Origin of the sequence: Blattabacterium cuenoti BPAA (genome assembly GCF_000348805.1) — a bacterium.
Lineage (GTDB): Bacteria > Bacteroidota > Bacteroidia > Flavobacteriales > Blattabacteriaceae > Blattabacterium > Blattabacterium cuenoti_B.
This window is the reverse complement of record NC_020510.1, coordinates 608,111-632,490: the sequence shown is the minus strand read 5'-3', so window position 1 is coordinate 632,490 and position 24,380 is coordinate 608,111. Positions and strand designations below refer to the sequence as shown.

Sequence of the window (24,380 nt, the reverse complement as noted above, 5' to 3'; positions counted from 1 at the left end):
AAATTTAAAATTTTAAAAAATTGAGTCAAAATTTTATCTTTCTTCTCAATATCTATTATATTATTTAATCTACAAAACATAAATAATTTATTGAAAATAAATCAAAATACAGTTAATTATTCAATTTTTTATATAGTTAATAAGGAATTTTGTCTTATGTGTTATCAAATTTTTATCGAAAAAATAGGAATAATGATTTTTAAAATTCAAGGGATCTATGATATTGTAAATTTAGATTTAAAAAAATGGGGGGCTATAACTCTTATTATAATCGGTAAAATTTTATTTTTTACTATTATTCTAATAATTTTGGAATTTATTTTTAATAGAGGGGTTCGTTTTTTAGTTAGAAGAATAGTAAATTCTACTCATTTTGTTTGGGACAACATTTTATATGAAAATAAAGTTTTTGATAGTTTATCTCATTTTTTTCCACTATCTATTGGTTTAATATTAATTAAACCATTTTTTAATGACTATCATACGATTATCATTTATTTAGAAAAAATATTTGATATATTATTCGTTCTAATTGTTTTACAGTTTTTAATTCGAGTAGTGAATTCTATTATGAGAATAGCTACAAGTGAAAATAATCATCAAACCATAGCAGTTCGTTCTTTTTCACAATTACTGAAAATTATATCCATAATATTTTGTATTTTGATTATTATTGCTATTCTTACAAAGAATGATCTGATTACTGTTTTGACTAGTTTAGGAGCTATAACGGCTTTTGTGATATTGGTATTTAGAGATACTATACTTGGATTTGTTTCAGGAGTACAAATGGCTTCTACAAAAATGATAAAAGTGGGAGACTGGATTCGAATTCCTAAATACAATATAGAAGGAACGGTGATTGAAATTAATTTAACTTCCGCAAAAATAGAAAATTTTGATAAAACTATTACTAGTGTCCCTACTTATGATTTAATTTCCACAGCTGTTACTAATTTTGAATTTATGCGTCAAAAAAATATACGTAGAATTAAAAGATCTATTTTATTCAATATTCAATCTTTTTATTTTTGTAATTCATGTAAATTAAAAAAATTTCAACATATTTATTTAATAAAAAGTTATATACAAAAAAAACAAGAAAAGATAGATCTTTTCAATAAAGAAAGAAATATTGATGTAAGTATCAATAATATTAATGGAAGAAGATTAACAAATATTGGTATTTTTCGTCAATATGCATTGGAATATTTATCACAACATCCAAAAATATCACAATCAGAAACTTTGATGGTTAGACATTTAGAACCTACTCCTTATGGGTTACCCGTAGAATTATATTGTTTCACGAATACTTCTGAATCTATTAAATATGAACAGATACAAGCTAGCGTTTTCGATCATTTATTAACAGCGGCTAAAGAATTTGATTTAGAAGTAACAACACAAGTTCCCAAAAAAGAATTTCTAAAACAATGGTAAGATTAAGTGTTAATTTAAACAAGATAGCTATATTAAGAAATGCAAGAGGAGGGAATATCCCCAATGTTGTTCAAGTTGCAATAGATGTTCAGAAATTTGGATGCCATGGGATTACTATACATCCACGTCCTGATGAAAGACATATTACATATAAGGATGTATATGACATAAGTTCTGTAATTTCAACAGAATTGAACGTAGAAGGAAATCCTACTGAAAAATTTATGAAACTAGTATTAGATGTGAAACCAACACAAGTTACTTTAGTTCCTGATTCTGAGTACGCAATAACGTCAAATTCTGGGTGGAATACTTTTTTATATCAGGATTTTTTGACTGGTAAAATTAAAACACTAAAAGATTATGGAATTCGGACTTCTATTTTTTTAGATCCGAAACCAGAACTGGTTTCATATGCCTCTAAAACGGGAGCGGATAGGGTAGAATTATATACTGGACCTTTTTCCATAGGATATGCGAATAAAAAATGGAATTGCATTGATCCATATGTTAATACAGCGAAAATGGTTGTGTTTCATCATATGTCAATTAATGCTGGACATGATTTAAATTTAGATAATATTTCTTTTTTAATTGAAAAAATACCAAATTTATCAGAGGTGTCAATTGGACATGCTTTAATTATCGAATCTATATATATGGGACTAGAAAATACAATACAGAGTTATTTGAAAAGACTTTGTAAAGTAAAAAAAAATATAAAAAAATGATACTGCATTCTAGAATTTACGGTTCTGGTTCTCCCATTTTAGTTTTTCATGGATTGTTTGGAAATGGAGATAATTGGATTTCTTTTGCTAGGAAATTTGAAAACAATTATCAAATTCATCTATTGGATATGAGAAATCATGGAAAAAGTTTCATTTCCGAAAAAATGAATTACGATATTATATCAAAAGATATATTAGAATATGTCTATTATTATGGATTAAATCATCCTATATTATTGGGACATTCTATGGGAGGAAGGGCCGTAATGAAGTTCTCTATAAAGTATCCTACGATTCCAAAAAAAATTATAATTGTGGATATTAGTCCTAAGGCTTACATAGATTCCAATCAAAAAAAATTAATTCACATTTTAAAAAAAGTGGATTTCAATATTATTCACACTAGAAAAGATCTTGATCTATTTTTAAAAAAATGGATTTCTGATCTAAAGATCAGGTCATTTTTTTCTAAATGTACTCAAAAACAAAAAAATGGAAAACTATGTTTCCATTTTTCTTTATTGAATATTGAAAAAAATTATGATTTTTTAATTCGTCAAGAAATAAAAAATGGTTTATATTATGGTTCTACACTATTTTTGCGAGGAGAGTATTCTAATTATATTCTTGATAAAGATCATAATAATATACGGAAGCTATTTCCAAAATCTAAAATTTGGACTGTGAGAAAATCTGATCATTGGATACATATAGACAACCCCATAGATTTTTACGAAAAAATCAATGTTTTTTTAAACGAAACATAATTTATGTATATTCTTTTCAAAATAGAAAAATTTTATGGTCTTCGATCTTGATAGAATTCGAAATTTTTATACAAATTTTTCGTATAAAATTGGAAAAATTAGGAAAGTGATAGATCACCCTATGACTTATTCGGAAAAAATTCTATATTCTCACTTAGTTGATGAAATAAAAAAGCTAGAACCTTTTTTTAAAGATAATAAGAATTTAAGAAATAAATATTACATGGATTTATTACCTGATCGTATTGTAATGCAAGATGCAACAGCGCAAATGACTTTGCTTCAATTTATGCAAACTAAAAAATGCAAAACGTGTATTCCGACATCTATTCATTGTGATCATCTCATATCGGCTCAATATGGTTCAGATTTAGATTTAAGAAATGCTATAGAAAAAAATGAAGAAATCTATAATTTCTTGAGATCTGCATCTCATAAATATAAAATAGATTTTTGGAAACCTGGATCAGGAATTATTCATCAGATTATTCTAGAAAATTATGCATTTCCTGGAGGTTTGATTATAGGAACAGATTCTCATACTCCTAATGCTGGAGGATTAGGGATGCTAGCAATAGGAGTTGGAGGAGCTGATGCAGCTGAAGTGATGTCTGGATCGTATTTAGAATTAAAATTACCTCAAATACTTGGAGTAAATTTAATCGGAAAGATTAATGGGTGGACTTCTCCTAAAGATGTGATCTTAAAATTGTCTGGAATGATTGGAGTTTCAGGAGCTAAAAATCATATTATTGAATATTTTGGAGAAGGAATTGATAGTATTTCTTGTGTTGGAAAAGCAACAATCTGTAATATGGGAGCAGAAATAGGTGCGACCTCATCTTTATTTCCTTATGATGATAATAAAATGAAAGATTTCTTGAATAAAAATGGGAGAAATCAGGTCTCTCTAATGATAGAAAACATCAAAGATTTTTTAAAAGCAGATTCAGAAGTTTATCAAAAACCATGTAATTACTATGATAAAGTAGTAAAAATAGATTTAAATATTTTAGAGCCCCATATCAATGGTCCTTTTACTCCAGATAAAGCGACTCCTATTTCTAAAATGAAAGAGGAAGCTTCTAAAAATAACTGGAAAACAAAAATTGAGGTAGGATTAGTTGGTTCATGCACAAATTCTTCTTATGAAGATTTTTCAAAGGCAATATCCATTATTCAACAGGCCAAAAAGAAAAAATTGAAAATTCATTCAGAATATATGGTATCACCAGGATCCAATAAAATTTATTCTCTCATGAAAGAGAAAGGTTTTTTATCTATTTTTAAAGAAATCGGAGCTAAAATTTTTTCTAATGCTTGTGGCCCTTGTATTGGACAATGGGTAAGAAAGGGAAATAAAAAAAACGTAAAAAATACAATTATTCATTCTTTTAATAGAAATTTTTCATCTCGTAATGATGGAAACCCAAAAACACATGCTTTTATAGCTTCTCCAGAAATTGTCACTGCCTTAGCTTTTTCTGGAGATTTGACTTTTGATCCTAGAAAAGATATGTTAAAAAATGAAATGAATGAGTATGTAAAATTTGAAGAACCTAAATCAATGGAAACTCCTACAAGGAATTTTAATTTGGAAGAATTAGGGTATGAAAGTTTTTCAAAAGAAGAAAATATAAAAAAAAGATCTGTAATTATAAATAAAAATTCTAAAAGATTACAAGTTTTATCCCCATTTTTACCATGGAATGGGAATGATTTTCTCAATGTCAGGCTTTTAATCAAAATTAAAGGAAAATGTACTACAGATCATATTTCAATGGCGGGGCCCTGGTTAAAATACAGAGGTCATCTTGAGATGATTTCTAAAAATTTATTAATGGGAGCTGTAAATGCTTTTAATCAAGAAAAAAATAAAATCAAAAATATTATAACGGGTAATTATGGAACCGTTTATGAAATTTCTAAATTTTATCAGTCAAAAAATATCCTAACCTTGATTGTGGGAGAGGAAAATTATGGAGAAGGATCTTCAAGAGAACATGCAGCGATGGAACCTCGTTTTTTAGGAGTTCGTATAGTTCTTGTTAAATCTTTTTCTAGAATACACGAAACTAATTTGAAAAAACAAGGAATTTTAGCTTTAACTTTTTTAAATTCTGATGATTATTACAAAATTCAAGAAGGAGACATATTTCATTTTTACATCAAAAAAATATGTCCTAATAAAAATATAGAAATAGAATTAATTCATAAAAGTGGATATAAAGAAAAAATCATAGCTCATCATTCTTATAATGAAAAGCAAATTCAATGGTTTAAAGCTGGTTCTTCCTTAAATTTTATTAAAAACCAACAAACGTAAATGAAATGAAAATTATAAAAATTTTATTCATAAAAATTGTAAAATTATATCAAATAGGGATATCTCCATGGATAGGGAATAATTGTAGATATATTCCAACTTGTTCAAACTACATGATTTTGTCATTAAAAAAATGGAATCTGTTTAAAGCTATTTTCATAAGTATAATAAGGATCATTAAATGTAATCCTTGGGGCCCATCTGATTTTGATCCTAAAAAATTCATTTAATGACGCCCATCAAACATGAAAACATTAGAATATATTAATTGGGATCCTATTCAAAAATTTCCTTTGTGGAAAGGTTTTTTTATTCATATTTATAGTCTAATGTTTGTGATTTCTTTTTCATTAGGATGGTATATCATGAAATATATTTATCAAAACGATAATATACATAAAAAATATTTGGAACCTTTATTTATTTGTACTTTTTTTGGAACTCTTATAGGAGCAAGATTAGGTCAGGTTTTATTTTATGATTTTTCGTATTTTTCAGATCATTGGATTGAAGCCTTTTTACCTATAAGAGAAAATAATCAAACCTTTTTGTTAGGATTTATAAAAGGATATGAATTCGTTGGTTATAGAGGTTTATCTAGTCATGGAGCTACCATAGGTATTATTTTATCTAATCTATTTTATTGTACAACAATTTTGAAAAAAAAATCTTTTATTTGGTTATGTGATAGATTGTGTATTCCCGTATCACTATCTGCTGTTTTTATTAGAATAGGAAATTTTTTTAATTCTGAAATAGTAGGAAAACCATGTAGTGAAACATTGCCTTGGGCAGTAAAATTTATGAAAATGGATACGGAATATGGAGGAATAGTTCCTAGACATCCTGCTCAAATTTATGAATCAATTGGGTATCTTTCAATTTTCTTATTACTTTGGTATTTCTACAAAATAAAAATAAAAAATTATGATGGATTTTTATCCGGATTGTTTTTTATTTTGCTTTGGTCTATACGTTTTTTACTCGAATTTTTGAAAGAACCTCAAGGAGGAGAATTTATTAGTTTTTTATTTATGAATACCGGACAATGGCTTAGTATTCCTTTTATTATATTTGGATTATTTCTTATTAATTTTTCAAAAATTAATAAGTATTTTTTTTCATGATGAAAAAAATCAATATTCTTTTTCCTTTAATCATTATTATGTTTATGTGTCTTTTGATAAATTCTTCTGAAAGAATTTATGAGAATTCTGATATGTTTTTGGATATCGGAAGTCTACTAGAAATAGAATTTCTTAAAGATGGAGAACTGTATTTAAAAAATAAGAATAATGTCATAAAAAAAATAGATATAGAATTAGCAGATCTAGATACAGAAAAAAAAAATGGATTGAAATATAGGTCCTTTCTAAAAGAAGATAGAGGAATGTTGTTTCTTTTGAAAAATCAAGAAGAGTATAAGAAGATAGACATGAAAGATATGCGAATTCCTTTAGATATTGTATATATTAATCAATTTGATACTGTCATTTTTGTGAATAAATACGTAAATCCTATGAAAAATATAGAAAATCTAAGTCTCTCTTCAACTATAAAATATATTTTAGAAATTAATGCTGGTATGTCAAACAAATGGGGGATAAAAGAAGGAATAACAAAAATTGCTTGGATTTAATTTAATCATGCAAAACAATTATATTTATCCTGTGTAATTAATTAAAATTATATAAGTATTATGGTTTTTATATCAGAAGAAGCGAAAAATAAATTGATTTCTATTATGAAAAAAGAAGGACTTTCTCATCATGTTTCATTTATTAGATTTGGAATTAAAACTGGAGGGTGTTCAGGTATGTCTTATGAACTTACTTTTGATCAAAAAAAACAAAAAGGAGATAGGCTTTTTCAACACAAAGAAATGAAAATATTGATAGATCAAAATAGTATTCCTTATTTAGAAGGAATAACATTAGAATATTCGGATGGACTAGACGGAAAAGGATTTTATTTTAATAATCCTAAAGCAAAACATACTTGTAGTTGCGGAAAAAGTTTTTCATCATCATGAAAAAAAATAATAAGATTCTGGAAAATTTTTCTGAATCCGAATACAAATATGGATTTTATACTCCAATAGAATCCGATAAAATCCCAGTGGGATTAAATGAAGAAGTCATTCGTAAAATAACAGAAAAAAAAAAGGAACCCACATGGATGTTGGACTGGAGGTTAGAATCTTATCATATATGGAAAAAAATGAATCCCCCAATATGGGCGAATATAAAATACCGAGTTCCAGATTTTCAACAAATAAGTTATTATTCTGCTCCAAAAAAAAAAGTAGACTTCAATCATGTTGAAAAAATAGATCCAGAATTAATAGATACGTTTAATAAATTAGGGGTTCCTATAGAAGAGCAAAAAAAGCTTTCAAGCGTAGCAACAGATATAGTATTAGACTCCGTTTCTTTAACGACTACATTTCAGAAAAAATTAAAAGATAAAGGTATTATATTTTGTTCTATCAACGATGCTTTGAAAAAATATCCAAATATTATAAAACAATATTTAGGTTCAGTTGTTTCAAAAAAAGATAATTTTTATGCCGCTTTAAATTCAGCTGTATTTTCAGATGGTTCTTTTTGTTATATCCCAAAAGGAGTTCGTTGTCCTATGGAATTATCTACATATTTTCGTATTAACGAAAATAAAACTGGTCAATTTGAAAGAACCTTAATTATTGCAGATAAAGATTCCTATGTGAGTTATTTAGAAGGATGTACGGCCCCACAAAGAAAAGAGAATCAATTACATGCAGCTGTAGTAGAAATTATAGCCTTGGAAAATGCTGAAATTAAATATTCTACCGTTCAAAATTGGTTTCCTGGAAATAAAAAAGGGGAAGGAGGAGTTTTTAATTTTGTTACGAAACGTGGTTTATGTGAAAAAGGAGCAAAAATATCTTGGATACAAGTGGAGACAGGCTCTTCAATTACCTGGAAATATCCATCTTGTATTCTAAAAGGAGATTTTTCCATAGGACAATTTTATTCCTTAGCTTTAACTAAAGATTTTCAACAAGCAGATACAGGAACTAAAATGATTCACATAGGAAAACATACCAAAAGTGTCATTATATCAAAAGGAATATCCGCAGGAAAAGCTCAAAATAATTATAGAGGATTAGTGAAAATCACTTCTCAAGCGATTCATTCTCGTAATTTTTCTCAATGTGATTCTCTATTAATTGGAAACCAATGTGGAGCTCATACGTTTCCATATATTCATGTATATAATTCGAACTCTCAAGTAGAACATGAAGCGACAACTTCAAAAATTGGAGAGAACCAAATTTTTTACTGTAATCAAAGAGGAATCAATACAGAAAAAGCAATTTCTTTAATTGTTCATGGTTTTAGTAATGAGGTTTTGAAAAAACTTCCCATGGAATTTGCAGTAGAAGCCAAAAAACTTTTGGAAATTTCTTTGGAAGGATCTGTTGGATAACAATCAAAATTATGTTAAATATAGAAAATTTACATGCTTCTATAGAAAACAAAAAAGTTCTTAGAGGAATTAACTTAAAAATCAATGCAGGAGAAAGTCATGTTATTATGGGACCTAATGGTTCTGGAAAAAGTACTCTTGCTTCTATAATAGCAGGAAAGAAAGAATATAAAATCAATGAAGGAAACATTTATTTTTTGAATCAAAATTTAAAAAATTTTTCACCAGAAGAAAGGGCCCATTTAGGAATCTTCCTATCTTTTCAACATCCAATAGAAATACCAGGAGTATCCATTTTTAATTTTATTAAAACAGCGGTTGATTCTATTCGTGAAGCACGAAATATAAAAAAAATATCTTCTAAAGATCTTTTATCAAAAATAAAAGAAAAGTCTTCTTTATTAAATATTGAAAAAAGTTTTTTTTATCGTTCTTTAAATGAAGGTTTTTCTGGAGGAGAAAAAAAACGTAATGAAATATTTCAAATGATGATGTTAGATCCTTTATTATCTGTTTTAGATGAAGTTGATTCAGGTTTAGATATAGATGCATTGCGTGTAGTTGCTCAAGGTATTAACGATTTTAGAAATAAAAACAATTCTATTTTAATTATTACTCATTACAAAAGGTTATTAGACTACATTTTTTCAGACTATATTATACATATTCTATATAATGGAAAAATTATACAGTCAGGAGATCAAAAATTAGCTGAAAAATTAGAAAAAGAAGGATATGATTGGATAGTGAAAAATAAAGTATAAAAGAATTAATTGTTTTGTTTAACTTTATTGATAATTAATTAAATAATGCAGTTAAAAGAAAAAATAGCTTTATTAATTAATCAATTTTATTCTGAAGAAAAAAAAGACTCTTATATGTCTTTTTTAAAACGAAAACATTTTGATTTTTTCCATAAAAAAGGGTTTCCTTCTTCTACAAATGAGGAATGGAAAAATACAAATATTGACTCAATTATTAATCAGGATTATAATGTTGTTTCTGAAAATGTAAAAATAGAAAATATAGAACATCAAAAAATAAAAAAATTAACTTTTCTAAAAAAAGAAAAATCTTTAATTTTGATTTTTATAGATGGAAAATATCATCCTCATCTTTCTTATACACAACATGTAAAAAATATTTTTTTGTCAAATATCTTATCGCTCAAAGAAAATGAAATTAAAGATTATTATGGAAAACTATCATATCAATATGATGCATTTTATACTTTAAATACTCTCTTGTTAAAAGATGGAGCATATGTTTATATTCCTAATAATGTTATTTTAGAATCTCCCATAGAAATATTGCATATTTCTACAGGAATGGAATCCAATATTCTGTTGAATAACAGAAATTTGATTGTAGTGGGAAAACATTCCTATGTTAGAATTATAGAACATTACAAATGTTTAAGAAAACACTTCGTTCTTATAAATTCTGTAAGCGAAATTTATGCCATGAATCATAGTACAATTGACTACTACAAAGTGCAAGATGATTTAGTAGAAACTACTGTAATAGATAATACATCTTTTCAACAAAAGAAAAATAGCAAATGTACTATTTATACTTTTTCTTTTCAAGGAAATTTTATAAGAAATAATTTAAAATTTTATTCCATCGGAGAAAAAACATATTCCTATTTGTATGGAATCTCTCTATTATCAGGAAGACAGTTTGTAGATCATCATACTTTGATAGATCATTTATGTTCAAATGCTTATAGTTTTCAATTATATAAAAATATTTTATGTGAAAAATCTAAAGGAATTTTTAATGGAAAAATCATTATTAATGAATTAATAAAAGAAATAAATGCTTTCCAAAAAAATCATAATATTCTTCTTTCTAATGAAGCGTGTATATATGCCAAACCTCAATTAGAAATTTATTCTGAGTCTGTAAAGTGTTCGCATGGTTGTACCGTAGGTAACATACAAGAATCTGAGTTATTTTATCTTCAATCAAGAGGAATTTCTGAAAAAAAAGCTAAAATGTTATTATTATTCTCTTTTCTAGAGGATATGTTGATTTCTATTCATATTTTTGAATTGAAAAAATTGATACATAAAAAAATGAAGAAAAAATTAGATAAACATTTATAAAAAATATATGTTTTCAGAAACAGAAATACAAAAAATAAGAAATCAATTTCCTATTTTAAAAGAAAAAATATATTCGAATCCTTTAATTTATATGGATAATGCGGCAACAACCCAAAAACCCTTGAATGTAATTCAAGCCTCCCAAGATTATTACTCTACTATGAATTCTAATGTTCATAGAGGGTTGCATTATCTTAGTCATAAAGCAACTCTATATGTTGAGAATGTTAGAAAAAAAATTCAAAAATTTATTCACGCCAAACATTCATCGGAAATTATATTTACAAAAGGAACTACAGAATCTATTAACTTGGTTGCTTCTAGTATAGATACTTTTATAAAAGAAGGAGATGAAATTATTATTTCTTGTATTGAACATCACTCAAATATTGTTCCATGGCAGGTTCTTTGTAAAAAGAAAGGTGCTATTTTAAAAATAATATCCATTTATGAAAATGGTTTTTTAAAATTAACAGATTTTGAATTTTTAATTTCAGAAAAAACAAAAATAGTATCTATTAGTCATATATCTAATGTTTTAGGAATAATTAATCCTGTTCAAGATATTATTAAAAAAGCTCATGAATATGGAGCTTTAGTTTTGATTGATGGAGCTCAAGTTCCTTCTAATTTAGACTTAGATGTACAAAATTTAAATGTTGATTTTTATGTTTTTTCTGCTCATAAAATGTATGGACCTACTGGAATTGGTATATTATATGGAAAAAAGAAAATATTAGAAAAATTATATCCTTATCAATTTGGAGGAGAAATGATTAAAAATGTGAGTTTTGATAAAACAACTTACTCAGATTTACCGTTTAAATTTGAGGCAGGAACTCCGAATATAGAAGGAATTATTGTGTGGGGATATGCCATAGATTTTGTAAAAAAAATAGGAATATCAAAGATTCAAGATTACAAGAAGAAACTTTTGATGTATGCTGTAAAACGTTTAAGTTCAATAGATGGGATCCAATTGTATGGAGATGATAGGGATTTTTCTAAAAAATCTGGTATTATTTCCTTTAATTTATATGAGTTACATTGTTTTGATGTTGGTAGCATTTTAGATCGTTTGGGGATTGCGGTTAGAACAGGACATTTATGTGCACAACCTCTTATGAATTTTTTTAAAGTTTCAGGTATGATTCGTATCAGTTTTTCTGTATATAATACTTTTAAAGAAATAGATTATTTGATTGAAAGTCTTTTAAAAACAAAAAAAATATTATTAAAGTAAGGTATTAAAATTATTTGATTTATGACATATGCTATTGCTAATATAAAAGATAAACAATTTAAACTTGTTGAAAATAAGTATATTTATGTTCCTTATATTTCTGAAAATGTAGGAAAAAAAATATTATTAAATCAAATTTTTTTGTTTTATAAAGAAGGAAAACTTTTTTTAGGAAATCCTTTTTTAGAAGAAATTAGCGTTAAAATAGAAATTTTAAAACATGTAAAAGGGAACAAAATTTTTATTTTTAAGAAAAAAAGAAGAAAAGGATATAAAGTTAAAAATGGATTTAGACCTTTATTTTCAAAAATAAAAATAATTTCTTTTTTAGAAAAAAAACAATAATATGGCTCATAAAAAAGGTTCTGGAAGTTCTAGAAATGGAAGAGATTCAATAGGAAGAAGATTGGGAATTAAAATATATGGAAACCAATACGTGAATTCTGGTAATATCATAGTTCGTCAACGAGGAACAAAATATCATCCTGGAAGAAATGTAGGAATAGGAAGAGATTATACTTTATATGCTCTAAAAAATGGTTATGTTTCCTTTAAAAAAGGAAAAAAAAATAAATCAATTGTTTCTATTATAGATACTAAGACTGGGTAGTTCAAATAGGATAGAACAACAGTTTCCTAAACTGTAAGTTGTGGGTTCGAATCCCTCCCCGGTTACAAAAATAAAATGGTCCCAGCTGGATTTGAACCAGCGACTCCCTGATTATGAGTCAGGTGCTCTAACCTACTGAGCTATGGGACCGGAAAAAAATGGAAACTTTGCAAGTTTACAACATTATTTTCCCTATTACAAATTTTTTGTTAATTTTTTTTCATGTACTACTTTTATTTGATTTGTAAAAAAATAAAATCGGTTTTTAATTCAACTGACTAAATTATGAAAGAAATAAGCTTGATTAGAAACAAAAAATTATATTCAATATTTTTTGTAGAAATAGCAGAAATTCTTAATAAGGAAATTTTTTATAGTCAAAAAAAAAATAAATTTTTAGTGACTTTGATTAAAATATATATTACTCCTGACATGAATTTAATAAAAGTATATATTAGCATTTATCCTTTTTTGGATAAAAATATATTAAAATCTATCCGTTTTAAATCTAGATTTTATAGAAAAATTCTTTCTTATAGACTTAGGTATCGTGTGAAAAAAATTCCAAAATTGGATTTTTTTTCAGCTGTATAATAATAAAATTTAATAGTTTTTTGAATCCTTCTTTTTATATATCTATACGTTATTTTTTTTATAAAAAAAAAACGAATCTTGTTAATATTATTGTTTTTTTATCCATTTTATCTATTGGAGTCTCTACATTTTCTTTATCTACTATTTTATTTGTTTTTTCTGGATTAGAAAATTTAAATAAAAAATTTTATCAAATTCATTATCCTGATATTACGATTTCCTACTCCAATGAAAAAGATTTTTTTATTGATGATAATGTAATAAAAATAATAAAATCTATACGAGGAATTATAGCGGTTTCTAAGACTATGGAAAAAAAAGTTTTTTTTCACTATAATAACCATGAATATTTCATTCCTTTAAAAGGAGTGGATATAGAATATGAAAAAGTAATGAAAAAATTTAAAAAAATAAATTTAAAAAACAATAGATTTGATTCTTTAAATATATATGTAGGATGGTATTCTTTGGGTTCATATTTTCCAATGTTATCTCATGTAATAAATATGAATATGCCTTTACAAATGTTCATTATTGATCCCAATCAAAATAAAACAAACACTTTGGGTTCATTTTTTATGAAAAAAAAAGTTTCTGTAAGAGGATTTTTTCATTTTAGTCCTAAAATGGATAGAAAATATTTGTTTTGTGATTTGTATGATCTTCAAAACACTATGAAAAAAAAAGTTTTTCATACATTAGAAATAAAAATTCATGAAAATGTGAATATGTATAAGATGAAACATCTTTTGGTAAAAAAATTGGGTTCAAAATTTAATATAATAACACGTGTAGAAAAAGAAGGAGTTTTCTATAAAGTTTTGAATACAGAGAAAATATTTATATATTTTTTATTCATATTAATGACTTTGATTACTGGATTTAATTTATTTAGTGCTATTTTTATTTTACAATTAGATAAAATTAAAGAACTTTTTGTATTATGGAGTATGGGTTTTTCTTTGTACAGAATTAAGATGATATTTTTCTATATGGGATTAATGATTACTACTTTTGGTTGTTTAATTGGTTTCTTTTTTTCTTATATTTTATCTTTTATACAAGAAAAATATAAAATATTTAAAATAGCAAAAAAAATACCTTTTCCTGTTAAAATTACACTAAAAGATTCTTGTATGGTTATATGTATGATTTTAATAATAGGATCTATTATCTCTTTTTTTTCTTTAAGAAGAATTAGGAATATGATTTTTTATTCTAAATAATATGTTTTGAGAGGTTCAGATGCTTCTACATTCAAGAATATTTTTTTTGCTTCTTTTTCAAATTCTTTAAGATTAGGAAATCTGTTTGAATAGTGCCCTAACAATAATTTTTTTACTTGAGCTTTTTTAGCTATATATGCAGCCTGATTGGCTGTAGAATGTCCTGTGTTTATTGCTCTATTTTCTTCTTTTTTTAGAAAGGTAGATTCGTGATATAATAAATCTACATATTTTATATGTTCAATGATAGGCAAGTAAAAGGAAGTATCTGAACAAAAAGCGTAAGATAATATTTTGGGTGGATCAAATGTTAATTTCCAATTAGGAATGATTATTCCATCATGAGTTTTAAAATCTTTTCCTAATTTTAAATTTTGATAATCTACTATTTTAATATCAGGTATTTTTTGAATTTCTTCCATGTTTAATTTTCTTTTATTATTAGGTTTTTCTCTAAAAAGAAACCCATTTGTATAAATCCTATGTTTCAATGGAATGGAAAAAACTTCTATTTTTTCATTTTTCATGATTCTTTCCAATTTTTTAGATGATAATTCTATATAATCGATGCAATATTTAAGTTTAGTATAAGACCATTTAAAATGAACATCTATGATTTCTTTTAATCCTTTTGGAGCATAAATACTTATTGATTTTTCTCTACCTAATAAATGAAAGGTAGATAACAATCCAATCAATCCAAAAAAATGATCTCCATGCAAATGAGATATGAATATGTGCATGATTTTATTAAATTTTATTTTTGCTTTTTTTAATTGAACTTGTGTACCCTCACCACAATCAATAAGAAAGGAAAAACCTTTCATTTCTAATATTTGAGCTGTAGGATGAAACTTATTTGTAGGTATGGAAGAATGACATCCCAAAATAGTTAATGAAGGTTTTTTCATTATGAAAAGTTGTTTTAAGAAATTTTATGATTTATTGTTGTATATAGTCAGTATTTTTTTTAAAAATTGAATTTTATTTTTGGATCTTTTCCTTCTTTTTTTTTAAAAGAAAAATACTTCCACTAATTATTATAATAAAAGCTATTATTAAGATGAATCCTATATTCATATTTACCTCTTTTTTTGATAAAAAAGGATCCTCATTTTTTATAAAGAAAAACATGGTGAATATAGCGAAAGCATTATTAAAAACATGTAATAATATACAGTCTATAATAGAAGAAGTTATAAAATAAATGAAACCGATAAAACTTCCAATAATCATTCCTCCTACTAATTGCCATGGATTCATATGAGTTAATCCGAATAAAAATGAAGAAAATAAAATAGCTTTAATAGGATGTATTTTATTTTTTAACATTCCATTTAAAATGATTCCTCTAAAAAGAACTTCCTCACATATAGGTGCTAATAATATTGTAGTAGAAAAAAAAGGAATTGGATTTTTAACTTCTTCTTGTAGAAATTCTTCAATTTCTTTATACATATTTCCTAGTATTGGGCCTTCTCTTGGAACTAATGAAGAAATATATTCATTGATAATGATCATACAAAACATCATGCAAAAAATAACAAAATAAATATACCATGGAGAGAATTTTGTGGATAAATCTATGGTTAAATTTTTTTTTTGGGCTTGAAGAGATATGAAAAAAAATAAAAAAATAAAAGGAAGAGTATATGATATTGAAAATATCATGCTTTCAGGTAAATTAATAAAAATCAATAATTTTCTAAGAACTATATTGAAAAAATTTAAAACAAGAAATCCCACTATTAATAAAATTGATTCGATATAATTTATTTTAAAATAATTTTTCATAATAAATATTAAAAATTCGTTTTATTTTTTTATATGATTCATTCTGTTATTTTTTTTACAGTATTTTTCATTTCAGATGTATGAATTTTTTTTAATTTTATATTTTTGAAAGATAACAACAATTTTTTTATTCATCATATATAAATAGTAGAATTTTTTTAAAAAAAATAAAATTAAAGTTTTTATGTTGCTTTTCGATATTCTATCTATATCTCAGAGTTATGAATCTTTTTTTAAAGATAGTAGGATTGGAGATTCAAAAATTTTCAAATATTCTGACTTATTAAAAATTATGAATAAATATAAAGATATATGCTCTATTATTCCTATAGGATTGTCCATAGAAAAAAGAATCATTTTCAAAATAAAATGGGGGATAGGAAAAAAGAAAATATTGATATGGTCTCAAATGCATGGAAATGAAACAACTGGCACTAAATCTATGTTTGACCTTTTTCATTTTTTTTTAATAAAAAAAAATTGTGATTTAGTTCAATTTTTAAAAAAAAATTTAACTATTTTATTTATTCCTATGCTAAATCCTGACGGGGCTGAAATTTTTCAAAGAAGAAACGCCATAAATATAGACTTAAATAGAGATGCTATTCGTTTACAATCTCCAGAAATGCAAATTTTATTTCAGGAAATAGAAAAAAATAATCCTAATATTTTATTTAATTTACATGATCAAAGAAGCATTTATAATGTTGGACATAAAAGTTTTAACCCCGCTATTTTGTCTTTTTTATCTCCTTCTATATCCATAGAAAAAAATATCTATTCTATAAGTAGAAAAAAATCTATGGGAATTATAAATTTTATTGCAAATGAAATTTATAAAATTTTACCTGATATTGGATCAATAGGAAGATTTTCTGATGAATTGTACCCTACAGCAACTGGAGATCGATTACAAAAATTAGGTTATCCTTGTGTTCTAATTGAATCAGGAAATTATCCTAAAGACTTTCAAAAAAAAATCATTAGAAAATATAGTGTATTATCTATTCTTTCGGCTTTTTATTTTATTTCTTTTTCTACAGGAGTAGATCTTGAAAAAGATTATAAATCTTATTTTAATATTCCAGAAAACAAAAACATTTTATTAGATAAAATATATAGAAAGGTTCAAATACAGAAAAATAAAAATGAATTTTTTGTAGACATAGGATTAATAAATTTTGAAAAATTGGATTTAATGAAAAAAAATATTTCTATTTTTACTAAAATAGTAGATATAGGAGACTTATCCTATTTTTTTGCCTATGAAGAATTTATTGTCAAAGGCAAGAAATTTTATGGAAAAAAAGGGGAAAGTTTTCCTAAAATTGGGGATATAGAAAATTTTAAAATTTTGTAATTAATTTTATTTCTTGAAATTGGAGACAGCGAGTCTTTTTCTTCCTTTTTTTCTTCTTCTAGATATAATGATTCTACCTGTTTTTGTCTTCATTCGTTTCATGAATCCATGAACATTAACTTTTTTTCTATTCGAAGGCTGATAAGTTCTTTTCATATTTTACAAAATATTTGTTTTTTGAATATTATAAAAATATTTCTCGTCTTTTTTTTTTCCTATTTTTTTCTTCTTTAGATTCAGGAATCTTTTTTGATAGGAAAAAAAAAGTAAGATCAAAATTCCAATAGTAAAACCTGTGAAAAATAAAATTATACGTTTTGAAAAACTCATGATATAATAATAAAAAACATATTCTGAAATAGAAATTACATAAAGTTTTTATTTTTATAGTATTTTTTTATGATTTCTAATTTAAAAGAAATTTTGTTCTAATATTAATTAGATATGCTTGAAAAGCAAAAGCCTAACGAAAAAAAATTCCTTTTATAAGGATTTGATTTTCTCTCTTAACAAGAGAGTTCCTATCTATTACTTTATCCCTAGTTCCAATTAGAACAGATTGATTGGATAGAAGATATAATAAAAAAGAAAAACTTTGTATAAAAGCATATTATTCCTTTTTTTAAAAAAGGAAAGCATATTTTAGCTGTTCTATCATCTAATAGGTATGGATTTATATAATAATTCGTAAAATTAGATAATATGGAAATTTCTATTTTATTATTTATGGATGATTCTTCTAAATTTTTTGTAAGACTAAGCGATTCAAAGAATAGGTTAGAAGATATAGAAATGATAGAACATAGCGAAAAAAGAAAATATTCTTATGCAGAAATATGCTATTTTGAAACATATAAATTCGTTTTACAAAAAAATTTAAAATTCAAAAATTTTTTGTATTCTTTGTGAAAAAAAGAAATTTTTAAAGATTCCATGTTTTCTTTTTGGTATAAAAATATTTTGTTGGGAAACAATCAAGTTTTGAATGAAATTTAGAAACATTTTCTTTTAGATGGGGTTCTAATTTGAATGGAATCTCAATTCATTTTTTATAATCCAGATAATTATATTATTATGCAATTTTTAAAGGAGTTAATGAATAAAATTCAAACATTTAAAAAAAATGATATTCCTGAATTTGATTTAAAAAAGAAACCTATTTTGGACATAAAAAGCATTATGAAAATTTTGCCTCATAAACCTCCATTTCTATTAGTAGATAAAATTATAGATTTAACAGAAAATAGTATTGTAGGAGTTAAAAATGTAACCATGAATGAATTTTTTTTCATAGGACATTTTCCAAGAGAACCAATTATGCCGGGGGTATTACAAATAGAAGCTCTAGCACAAGTTGGAGGAATTCTTGTATTAAACAAACTAAGTCATCCTGAATTATATTCTACCTATTTTTTAAAGATAGACAAAGTAAAATTTAAACAAAAAATAGTTCCTGGAGATATAATTATTTTTCAAGTTGATTTATTGGAATCTATGAAAAGAGGAATTGTTCACATGAAAGGAAAAGGTTATGTGAATAACAAACTTGTAGTAGAAGCAGAAGTTGTAGCAAAAATAGTAAAAAATTACGAAAAATTCTGAAATTTTTAATTTAAAATCAAATGAAAATCAGAAAAGGTTTATATATACAATGGAACAAAGAAATATTCAAAATTATTGATTTTCTTCATGTAAAACCAGGAAAGGGATATGCCTTTGTTAGGACAAAATTGAAAAATATACTAACAGGTCATGTTTTAGAAAATAAATTCTCATCAAAATGTAAATTAAAAAAGGTTAAGATAGAATTTTATTCATATAGATATTTATATAAAGAAAAAGATATATTTCATTTCATGAATGATAGTACTTATGATCAAATACAAATAGAGGAAAGATTAATAAAAAACATAAATATAGAATTTTTAAAAGAAGGAATGAAAATACCTATTTTTTTTCATGTAAAAAGTGAAAAAGAAAAAATTTTTTTATTTTTAAAAATGCCTTCCACAGTTATTTTAAAAGTGGTTCAGACAGAATCTGTAAAAAAAGGCGACACGATTAATAATACCAATAAAATTGTTGTTTTAGAAACAGGAACAAGACTATCGGTTCCTTCTTTTATCAAAATAGGAGAGTTATTGAAAATAAATACAAAAAATAGATCTTATATAGAAAGAATGAGAAAATAAAATTCAAATTATTTGGTATTAAAATTAATTTAAGAATTATGAGTATTTTAATAGATAGAAACATTAAAGTCCTTGTACAAGGATTAACTGGAAAAGAAGGTTTATTTCATACTGAACAAATGATAAATTATGGTACTCCTATAGCAGGAGGGGTAACACCAGGAAAAGGGGGAAAAATATATTTAGGTATTCCTATTTTTAATACAATTGAAGAAGCAGTGAATCAGACAGGAGGAAATGTTAGCATAATTTTTGTTCCTTCTTCTTTTGCTTCTGATGCTATTTTAGAATCTATTTACATGAATATACAAATTATTGTCTGTATCACAGAAGGAATACCTGTATCAGATATGATTCGAATAAAGCATTTTTTAAAAGGAAGAAAATCTCGTTTAATAGGCCCAAATTGTCCTGGAATTATTACTCCAGAAGAGGCTAAAGTAGGAATAATGCCTAATTCAGTTTTTAAAAAAAAAGGAAATATAGGGATAATTTCTAGATCAGGAACTTTAACTTATGAAGCAGCAGATCAAATTGTGAAATTGGGTTATGGAATTTCCACTGCTATTGGTATAGGAGGAGATTCTATTATTGGAATGAATATAAAGGAAATTATGAAACTATTTTTATCCGATTCAGAAACAGAATGTATTGTTATGATTGGAGAAATAGGGGGACAATTAGAAATTGAAGCGGCTAAATGGATAAAAAAATTAAAAAATAAAAAACCAGTGATAGGTTTTATAGCTGGACAAACAGCCCCAAAAGGAAGAACAATGGGACATGCTGGAGCAATTATAGAAAAAAAAATAGAAACAGCACAGGAAAAAATAAAAATAATGGAAAAAAGTGGAATACATATTGTAAAATCTCCGGCTAATATAGGAAAAACTGTATATGAAATTCTTCATTCAAGATGAATTATTTATCTCCTATAGAAAAATTTTTGATAATTGGATTAGGAAATCCAGGATATTTATACAGAAAAACTAGACATAATTTAGGATTTATGATTTTGGACCAAATATCAAAAAAATATCGTTTTTCTTTTTCTAAAAAAAAACTAGGTTTTATTTCTGAATTTATCTATAATGATAAATTACTTTTTTTTTTAAAACCTTCTACTTATATGAATCGTAGTGGAGAAGCTGTTAAGTATTGGATGATAAAAGAAAAAATTATATTAAAAAATATTTTGATAATATCTGATGATATTTATTTAAACTTTGGTAGTTTTCGTTTAAGAGAAAAAGGAGGGAGTGGAGGACATAATGGATTAAAAAATATAGAAATAGAAATAGGAACAACTCATTATGCACGTCTTCGTTTTGGAATTAAGAAAAATCATTTTGATCAAAAAATAGATTCTTATGTATTAGAAAACTGGAAAGATGAAGAAATAGATGATTTATTTTCAAAATTAGATATAGGCATAAAGATAATATTTTCATTTGTAACAAACGGACTTCAAAAAACGATGAATCTGTTCAACTGACTGTGTCATACTTTAAAATATTTATTATATATTATTATTAGTAAGCATTATATTATAATAATATAACCTTGTAGTTTAATAGGATAGAATATAGGATTCCGATTCCTATGGTATGGGTTCGATTCCCTTCAAGGTTATTTTATGATTTTTAAATTCAATCAATCATGATTCATGATATTCGAAATTTTTGTATTATCGCACATATAGATCACGGAAAAAGTACGTTAGCTGATCGTTTGTTAGAATTTACAAAAACGGTTTCAGAAAAAAAACGGAGTCAGTTATTGGATGACATGGATCTAGAAAGAGAACGTGGAATAACTATCAAGAGTCATGCTGTTCAGATGGAATATAAATATAACAATAAAATATACATTCTAAATTTAATAGATACACCTGGACATGTTGATTTTTCATATGAAGTATCGCGTTCAATTTCTGCTTGTGAAGGAGCTATACTTGTTGTTGATTGTACGAAAAGTGTGCAAGCACAAACAATATCCCATCTTTCTTTGGCATTAAAGAATCACCTAATCATTATTCCAGTTTTAAACAAAATCGATTTGTATGACTCTATTTCTGAAGATGTAATGAAAGAAATTATGGAATTAGTGGGATGTAAAATGGAAGATATTATTCCTATTAGTGCAAAAAATGGATTAGGAATTAATCATGTTTTAAATAAAATAGTAACACGTATTCCTTATCCAAAAGGAGATCCAAAAGCTCCTTTACAAGCGATTATTTTTGATTCTTTATACAATCCATTTAGAGGAATTGAAATATTATTTAGGATAAAAAATGGTTGTATACGAAAAGGACAAAAATTACGATTTATGTCTACAGGAAAAATTTATTCTGCCTATGAGATAGGAACTTTGAAATTAAAACATATTTCAAAAAATAAAATTAATACAGGAGATGTTGGATATGTTGTCTCTGGTATAAAAAATGCGAGTGAAGTAAAAGTAGGAGATACCATAACAGATGCTCAAAAACCAGCTACAAAAGCAATACAAAAATTTAAAGAATTTAAACCTATGGTTTTCGCTAGTATTTATCCTGTTGATTCTGATAAATATGAAGATTTACGTTCTTCTATAGAAAAATTGCAATTAAATGATGCTGCACTTTCTTTTAGTCCTGAGTCTTCTCCAGCATTAGGATTTGGGTTTCATTGTGGATTTTTAGGTTTTCTTCATATGGAAATTGTGAAAGATCGTTTAGAACGTGAATATGATATTTCTGTAATACTTACTATTCCTAATGTTTCTTATAGAGTTTATGTGAACAATAATCAAAAGTTTTTAATGATTAATAATCCTTCAGATTTTCCAGAAACGGAAAAATTGAAAAGGATAGAAGAACCATATGTTTTAGTTTCTATTTTCACTAAAGATATCTATATAGGAAATGTAATGTCATTATGTATTGAAAAACGAGGAATTATGATTGGAAATCATAATTATATGACTTCAAAAAGAATCAAAATTATGTTTGAAATGCCTTTATCGGAAATTGTATTCGATTTTTATGATAAATTAAAAAGTATTTCTAATGGATATGCTTCTTTTGATTATAATTTTATTGGTTATAAAAATTCGGATTTAAAAAAAATTACTGTATGGATTAATCATGAAAAAATAGAACCTTTATCTCTTTTAGTTCATAAAACGAAAGCTTTGTTTTTATCAAGAAAAATATGTCAGGAATTATCTGTATTAATTCCAAAACATCAATTTAGTATTCCTATTCAAGTTTCTGTATCTGGAAGAATTATAGCAAGAGAAACCATCAAATCTTTCAGAAAAAATGTCACGGATAAATGTTATGGAGGGGATATTTCTAGAAAAAGAAAGCTTTTGGAAAAACAAAAAAAAGGAAAGAAAAAAATGCGTCAAATAGGAAAAGTTGAAATTCCATCATCTGCTTTTATGAATTTTTTGAAAGTTAAAAATTAATTTACAACAAAAAAAATTTTTTTAATATGTCTATCAAAATAGGAATTAATGGAATTGGAAGAATAGGAAAGTTAGTTTTATTATCTGCTTTAAATAGAAATAATATTCAAGTAGTATCTATAAATGATTTAGTATCTATAGAATATTTGGCTTATATATTAAAATATGATTCTGTTCATGGTTCTTTTAAAGGAAATATTCGTATTGAAGATACAGATTATCTTATATTGAACGAAAAACGGATTAAGGTTACTAATGAAAAAGATCCTAAAAAACTCAATTGGGAAAATTTGAATGTAGAATATGTTGTGGAATCTACTGGCCTTTTTTTAACAAAAGATTTAGCTAATGCTCATTTAGAATCAGGTGCTAAAAAAGTGATTTTATCAGCTCCACCTAAAGATGATATTCCTATGTTTGTTATGGGAGTTAATCATGAAAATATGAGAAAAGATCAAAATATTGTATCTAATGCTTCTTGTACTACAAATTGTCTTTCTCCAATTGTTAAAGTTTTAAATGATAATTTTGGAATATCTGAAGGATTGATGACAACTATACATGCTTCTACTGCAACTCAAAAAGTTGTTGATTCTGTTTCCGATAGAGATTGGAGAGGAGGTAGATCTTCGTTGTCTAATATAATACCATCATCAACAGGTGCGGCTAATGCCGTGGGAAAAATTATTCCAAGTTTGAACGGAAAATTAACAGGAATGGCTTTCAGAGTCCCTATTTCAGATGTTTCTGTTTTGGATTTTACGGTTAATTTAAAAACTAGTACAAATTTTGATAAAATTAAATTTTGCATGAAACAGGCTTCTCAAACTACATTAAAAAATATATTAGGATATACAGAAGATGCTGTTGTTTCATCGGATTTTATAGGAGATGAAAGGATTTCTATTTTTGACGCAAATTCTAGTATTATGTTAAATTCTAATTTTTTAAAAATAGTTTCTTGGTATGATAATGAAGTTGGTTATTCCACAAAATTATTAGATCTTATTGATTATATGCATTCTTTGTTATATAAAATTTGATGTATGATGTTAG

Annotated in this window: 27 protein-coding genes and 3 tRNA genes; 26 read left to right on the top strand and 4 right to left on the bottom strand. The window is 25.4% G+C overall.

The window, feature by feature from the left end:
- Window positions 1-192: 192 nt before the first annotated feature.
- From BPAA_RS03080 to BPAA_RS03015, 15 genes are all read left to right on the top strand, one after another.
- Window positions 193-1,443: a mechanosensitive ion channel family protein gene (locus tag BPAA_RS03080; RefSeq protein WP_231840108.1), complete on the top strand. Its 1,251-nt coding sequence runs from the start codon at window positions 193-195 to the stop codon at window positions 1,441-1,443.
- Window positions 1,437-2,174, top strand: coding sequence for a pyridoxine 5'-phosphate synthase (locus tag BPAA_RS03075; protein WP_015430200.1), 738 nt, complete (start codon window positions 1,437-1,439; stop codon window positions 2,172-2,174). The genes BPAA_RS03080 and BPAA_RS03075 overlap by 7 nt, the downstream gene beginning before the upstream one ends.
- Window positions 2,171-2,941 carry an alpha/beta fold hydrolase gene (locus BPAA_RS03070; RefSeq protein ID WP_015430199.1) on the top strand — a complete coding sequence of 257 codons (771 nt, stop codon included), beginning with the start codon at window positions 2,171-2,173 and terminating at the stop codon, window positions 2,939-2,941. Before BPAA_RS03075 ends, BPAA_RS03070 begins: the two co-directional genes overlap by 4 nt.
- A gap of 34 nt (window positions 2,942-2,975) precedes the next feature.
- The gene (locus BPAA_RS03065) at window positions 2,976-5,267 is read left to right on the top strand and encodes an aconitate hydratase (protein WP_015430198.1); all 2,292 of its coding nucleotides are present in this window, start codon (window positions 2,976-2,978) and stop codon (window positions 5,265-5,267) included.
- Between the two features lie 5 nt (window positions 5,268-5,272).
- The gene (gene yidD, locus BPAA_RS03060; RefSeq protein WP_015430197.1) at window positions 5,273-5,497 is read left to right on the top strand and encodes a membrane protein insertion efficiency factor YidD; all 225 of its coding nucleotides are present in this window, start codon (window positions 5,273-5,275) and stop codon (window positions 5,495-5,497) included.
- Window positions 5,498-5,512: 15 nt separating this feature from the next.
- On the top strand, window positions 5,513-6,394 hold the full coding sequence (gene lgt / locus BPAA_RS03055; protein WP_015430196.1) for a prolipoprotein diacylglyceryl transferase: 882 nt from the start codon (window positions 5,513-5,515) through the stop codon (window positions 6,392-6,394).
- On the top strand, window positions 6,391-6,906 hold the full coding sequence (locus BPAA_RS03050; RefSeq protein ID WP_015430195.1) for a DUF192 domain-containing protein: 516 nt from the start codon (window positions 6,391-6,393) through the stop codon (window positions 6,904-6,906). The genes lgt and BPAA_RS03050 overlap by 4 nt, the downstream gene beginning before the upstream one ends.
- Before the next feature lie 60 nt (window positions 6,907-6,966).
- Window positions 6,967-7,299 carry a HesB/IscA family protein gene (locus BPAA_RS03045; protein ID WP_015430194.1) on the top strand — a complete coding sequence of 111 codons (333 nt, stop codon included), beginning with the start codon at window positions 6,967-6,969 and terminating at the stop codon, window positions 7,297-7,299.
- Window positions 7,296-8,738 carry a Fe-S cluster assembly protein SufB gene (gene sufB, locus BPAA_RS03040; protein WP_015430193.1) on the top strand — a complete coding sequence of 481 codons (1,443 nt, stop codon included), beginning with the start codon at window positions 7,296-7,298 and terminating at the stop codon, window positions 8,736-8,738. The genes BPAA_RS03045 and sufB overlap by 4 nt, the downstream gene beginning before the upstream one ends.
- Window positions 8,739-8,749: 11 nt before the next feature.
- Window positions 8,750-9,502 (top strand): Fe-S cluster assembly ATPase SufC, encoded by a 753-nt coding sequence (gene sufC, locus BPAA_RS03035; protein WP_015430192.1) that lies wholly within the window; start codon window positions 8,750-8,752, stop codon window positions 9,500-9,502.
- A gap of 45 nt (window positions 9,503-9,547) precedes the next feature.
- On the top strand, window positions 9,548-10,849 hold the full coding sequence (gene sufD / locus BPAA_RS03030) for a Fe-S cluster assembly protein SufD (RefSeq protein WP_015430191.1): 1,302 nt from the start codon (window positions 9,548-9,550) through the stop codon (window positions 10,847-10,849).
- Between the two features lie 7 nt (window positions 10,850-10,856).
- Window positions 10,857-12,092 carry an aminotransferase class V-fold PLP-dependent enzyme gene (locus BPAA_RS03025; RefSeq protein WP_015430190.1) on the top strand — a complete coding sequence of 412 codons (1,236 nt, stop codon included), beginning with the start codon at window positions 10,857-10,859 and terminating at the stop codon, window positions 12,090-12,092.
- Window positions 12,093-12,113: 21 nt separating this feature from the next.
- Window positions 12,114-12,437 (top strand): 50S ribosomal protein L21, encoded by a 324-nt coding sequence (rplU, locus tag BPAA_RS03020; RefSeq protein WP_015430189.1) that lies wholly within the window; start codon window positions 12,114-12,116, stop codon window positions 12,435-12,437.
- Between the two features lies 1 nt (window position 12,438).
- Window positions 12,439-12,702, top strand: a complete 264-nt coding sequence (rpmA, locus tag BPAA_RS03125) for a 50S ribosomal protein L27 (protein WP_015430188.1) — start codon at window positions 12,439-12,441, stop codon at window positions 12,700-12,702.
- Window positions 12,693-12,767: transfer RNA gene (locus BPAA_RS03015), tRNA-Arg, on the top strand. The genes rpmA and BPAA_RS03015 overlap by 10 nt, the downstream gene beginning before the upstream one ends.
- Before the next feature lie 11 nt (window positions 12,768-12,778).
- Here BPAA_RS03015 and BPAA_RS03010 read toward each other — a convergent pair.
- Window positions 12,779-12,852 (bottom strand) — tRNA-Ile (locus BPAA_RS03010).
- Window positions 12,853-12,987: 135 nt separating this feature from the next.
- On the opposite strand from BPAA_RS03010, the gene BPAA_RS03005 reads away from it, so the two are divergent.
- Window positions 12,988-13,296, top strand: coding sequence for a ribosome-binding factor A (locus tag BPAA_RS03005; RefSeq protein ID WP_015430187.1), 309 nt, complete (start codon window positions 12,988-12,990; stop codon window positions 13,294-13,296).
- A 20-nt stretch (window positions 13,297-13,316) separates the two neighbouring features.
- Entirely contained in the window at window positions 13,317-14,522 is a 1,206-nt protein-coding gene (locus BPAA_RS03000; RefSeq protein WP_015430186.1) for an ABC transporter permease, read from the top strand.
- Here BPAA_RS03000 and BPAA_RS02995 read toward each other — a convergent pair.
- Window positions 14,510-15,433 (bottom strand): ribonuclease Z, encoded by a 924-nt coding sequence (locus BPAA_RS02995; protein WP_015430185.1) that lies wholly within the window; start codon window positions 15,431-15,433, stop codon window positions 14,510-14,512. The two genes, BPAA_RS03000 and BPAA_RS02995, sit on opposite strands and share 13 nt — an antisense overlap.
- A gap of 73 nt (window positions 15,434-15,506) precedes the next feature.
- Window positions 15,507-16,316, bottom strand: a complete 810-nt coding sequence (locus BPAA_RS02990) for a CPBP family intramembrane glutamic endopeptidase (protein ID WP_015430184.1) — start codon at window positions 16,314-16,316, stop codon at window positions 15,507-15,509.
- Window positions 16,317-16,500: 184 nt separating this feature from the next.
- Between BPAA_RS02990 and BPAA_RS02985 the strand changes: the two genes are divergently transcribed.
- Window positions 16,501-17,676: a M14 family zinc carboxypeptidase gene (locus BPAA_RS02985; protein WP_015430183.1), complete on the top strand. Its 1,176-nt coding sequence runs from the start codon at window positions 16,501-16,503 to the stop codon at window positions 17,674-17,676.
- A 6-nt stretch (window positions 17,677-17,682) separates the two neighbouring features.
- Here BPAA_RS02985 and rpmH read toward each other — a convergent pair whose 3' ends face one another.
- Window positions 17,683-17,832, bottom strand: coding sequence for a 50S ribosomal protein L34 (gene rpmH, locus BPAA_RS02980; protein ID WP_015430182.1), 150 nt, complete (start codon window positions 17,830-17,832; stop codon window positions 17,683-17,685).
- A gap of 546 nt (window positions 17,833-18,378) precedes the next feature.
- On the opposite strand from rpmH, the gene BPAA_RS03155 reads away from it, so the two are divergent.
- The 8 genes from BPAA_RS03155 to gap all read left to right on the top strand — a co-directional run bounded on the left by BPAA_RS03155 (window position 18,379) and on the right by gap (window position 24,367).
- Window positions 18,379-18,585, top strand: coding sequence for a hypothetical protein (locus tag BPAA_RS03155; RefSeq protein WP_015430181.1), 207 nt, complete (start codon window positions 18,379-18,381; stop codon window positions 18,583-18,585).
- 186 nt (window positions 18,586-18,771) lie between these two features.
- Window positions 18,772-19,278 carry a 3-hydroxyacyl-ACP dehydratase FabZ gene (gene fabZ / locus BPAA_RS02970; RefSeq protein ID WP_231840107.1) on the top strand — a complete coding sequence of 169 codons (507 nt, stop codon included), beginning with the start codon at window positions 18,772-18,774 and terminating at the stop codon, window positions 19,276-19,278.
- A 20-nt stretch (window positions 19,279-19,298) separates the two neighbouring features.
- Entirely contained in the window at window positions 19,299-19,868 is a 570-nt protein-coding gene (locus BPAA_RS02965; RefSeq protein ID WP_015430179.1) for an elongation factor P, read from the top strand.
- A gap of 38 nt (window positions 19,869-19,906) precedes the next feature.
- Complete coding sequence (sucD, locus tag BPAA_RS02960) at window positions 19,907-20,788, top strand: succinate--CoA ligase subunit alpha (RefSeq protein WP_015430178.1); 882 nt, start codon at window positions 19,907-19,909, stop codon at window positions 20,786-20,788.
- Complete coding sequence (pth, locus tag BPAA_RS02955; RefSeq protein WP_015430177.1) at window positions 20,785-21,363, top strand: aminoacyl-tRNA hydrolase; 579 nt, start codon at window positions 20,785-20,787, stop codon at window positions 21,361-21,363. Before sucD ends, pth begins: the two co-directional genes overlap by 4 nt.
- Window positions 21,364-21,427: 64 nt before the next feature.
- Window positions 21,428-21,500, top strand: a tRNA-Arg gene (locus BPAA_RS02950).
- A 30-nt stretch (window positions 21,501-21,530) separates the two neighbouring features.
- Window positions 21,531-23,324, top strand: a complete 1,794-nt coding sequence (gene lepA, locus BPAA_RS02945) for a translation elongation factor 4 (protein ID WP_041178729.1) — start codon at window positions 21,531-21,533, stop codon at window positions 23,322-23,324.
- A 26-nt stretch (window positions 23,325-23,350) separates the two neighbouring features.
- Complete coding sequence (gene gap / locus BPAA_RS02940; protein WP_015430175.1) at window positions 23,351-24,367, top strand: type I glyceraldehyde-3-phosphate dehydrogenase; 1,017 nt, start codon at window positions 23,351-23,353, stop codon at window positions 24,365-24,367.
- Window positions 24,368-24,380: the final 13 nt, after the last annotated feature.

Excerpts from the sequence above, each read along its gene's own strand:
- BPAA_RS03080 (WP_231840108.1), top strand. The coding sequence starts at position 193 with ATGATTTTTAAAATTCAAGGGATCTATGATATTGTAAATTTAGATTTA.
- BPAA_RS03075 (WP_015430200.1), top strand. The coding sequence starts at position 1,437 with ATGGTAAGATTAAGTGTTAATTTAAACAAGATAGCTATATTAAGAAAT.
- BPAA_RS03070 (WP_015430199.1), top strand. The coding sequence starts at position 2,171 with ATGATACTGCATTCTAGAATTTACGGTTCTGGTTCTCCCATTTTAGTT.
- BPAA_RS03065 (WP_015430198.1), top strand. The coding sequence starts at position 2,976 with ATGGTCTTCGATCTTGATAGAATTCGAAATTTTTATACAAATTTTTCG.
- yidD (WP_015430197.1), top strand. The coding sequence starts at position 5,273 with ATGAAAATTATAAAAATTTTATTCATAAAAATTGTAAAATTATATCAA.
- lgt (WP_015430196.1), top strand. The coding sequence starts at position 5,513 with ATGAAAACATTAGAATATATTAATTGGGATCCTATTCAAAAATTTCCT.
- BPAA_RS03050 (WP_015430195.1), top strand. The coding sequence starts at position 6,391 with ATGATGAAAAAAATCAATATTCTTTTTCCTTTAATCATTATTATGTTT.
- BPAA_RS03045 (WP_015430194.1), top strand. The coding sequence starts at position 6,967 with ATGGTTTTTATATCAGAAGAAGCGAAAAATAAATTGATTTCTATTATG.
- sufB (WP_015430193.1), top strand. The coding sequence starts at position 7,296 with ATGAAAAAAAATAATAAGATTCTGGAAAATTTTTCTGAATCCGAATAC.
- sufC (WP_015430192.1), top strand. The coding sequence starts at position 8,750 with ATGTTAAATATAGAAAATTTACATGCTTCTATAGAAAACAAAAAAGTT.
- sufD (WP_015430191.1), top strand. The coding sequence starts at position 9,548 with ATGCAGTTAAAAGAAAAAATAGCTTTATTAATTAATCAATTTTATTCT.
- BPAA_RS03025 (WP_015430190.1), top strand. The coding sequence starts at position 10,857 with ATGTTTTCAGAAACAGAAATACAAAAAATAAGAAATCAATTTCCTATT.
- rplU (WP_015430189.1), top strand. The coding sequence starts at position 12,114 with ATGACATATGCTATTGCTAATATAAAAGATAAACAATTTAAACTTGTT.
- rpmA (WP_015430188.1), top strand. The coding sequence starts at position 12,439 with ATGGCTCATAAAAAAGGTTCTGGAAGTTCTAGAAATGGAAGAGATTCA.
- BPAA_RS03005 (WP_015430187.1), top strand. The coding sequence starts at position 12,988 with ATGAAAGAAATAAGCTTGATTAGAAACAAAAAATTATATTCAATATTT.
- BPAA_RS02995 (WP_015430185.1), bottom strand. The coding sequence starts at position 15,433 with ATGAAAAAACCTTCATTAACTATTTTGGGATGTCATTCTTCCATACCT.
- BPAA_RS02990 (WP_015430184.1), bottom strand. The coding sequence starts at position 16,316 with ATGAAAAATTATTTTAAAATAAATTATATCGAATCAATTTTATTAATA.
- BPAA_RS02985 (WP_015430183.1), top strand. The coding sequence starts at position 16,501 with ATGTTGCTTTTCGATATTCTATCTATATCTCAGAGTTATGAATCTTTT.
- rpmH (WP_015430182.1), bottom strand. The coding sequence starts at position 17,832 with ATGAAAAGAACTTATCAGCCTTCGAATAGAAAAAAAGTTAATGTTCAT.
- BPAA_RS03155 (WP_015430181.1), top strand. The coding sequence starts at position 18,379 with ATGGAAATTTCTATTTTATTATTTATGGATGATTCTTCTAAATTTTTT.
- fabZ (WP_231840107.1), top strand. The coding sequence starts at position 18,772 with ATGAATAAAATTCAAACATTTAAAAAAAATGATATTCCTGAATTTGAT.
- BPAA_RS02965 (WP_015430179.1), top strand. The coding sequence starts at position 19,299 with ATGAAAATCAGAAAAGGTTTATATATACAATGGAACAAAGAAATATTC.
- sucD (WP_015430178.1), top strand. The coding sequence starts at position 19,907 with ATGAGTATTTTAATAGATAGAAACATTAAAGTCCTTGTACAAGGATTA.
- pth (WP_015430177.1), top strand. The coding sequence starts at position 20,785 with ATGAATTATTTATCTCCTATAGAAAAATTTTTGATAATTGGATTAGGA.
- gap (WP_015430175.1), top strand. The coding sequence starts at position 23,351 with ATGTCTATCAAAATAGGAATTAATGGAATTGGAAGAATAGGAAAGTTA.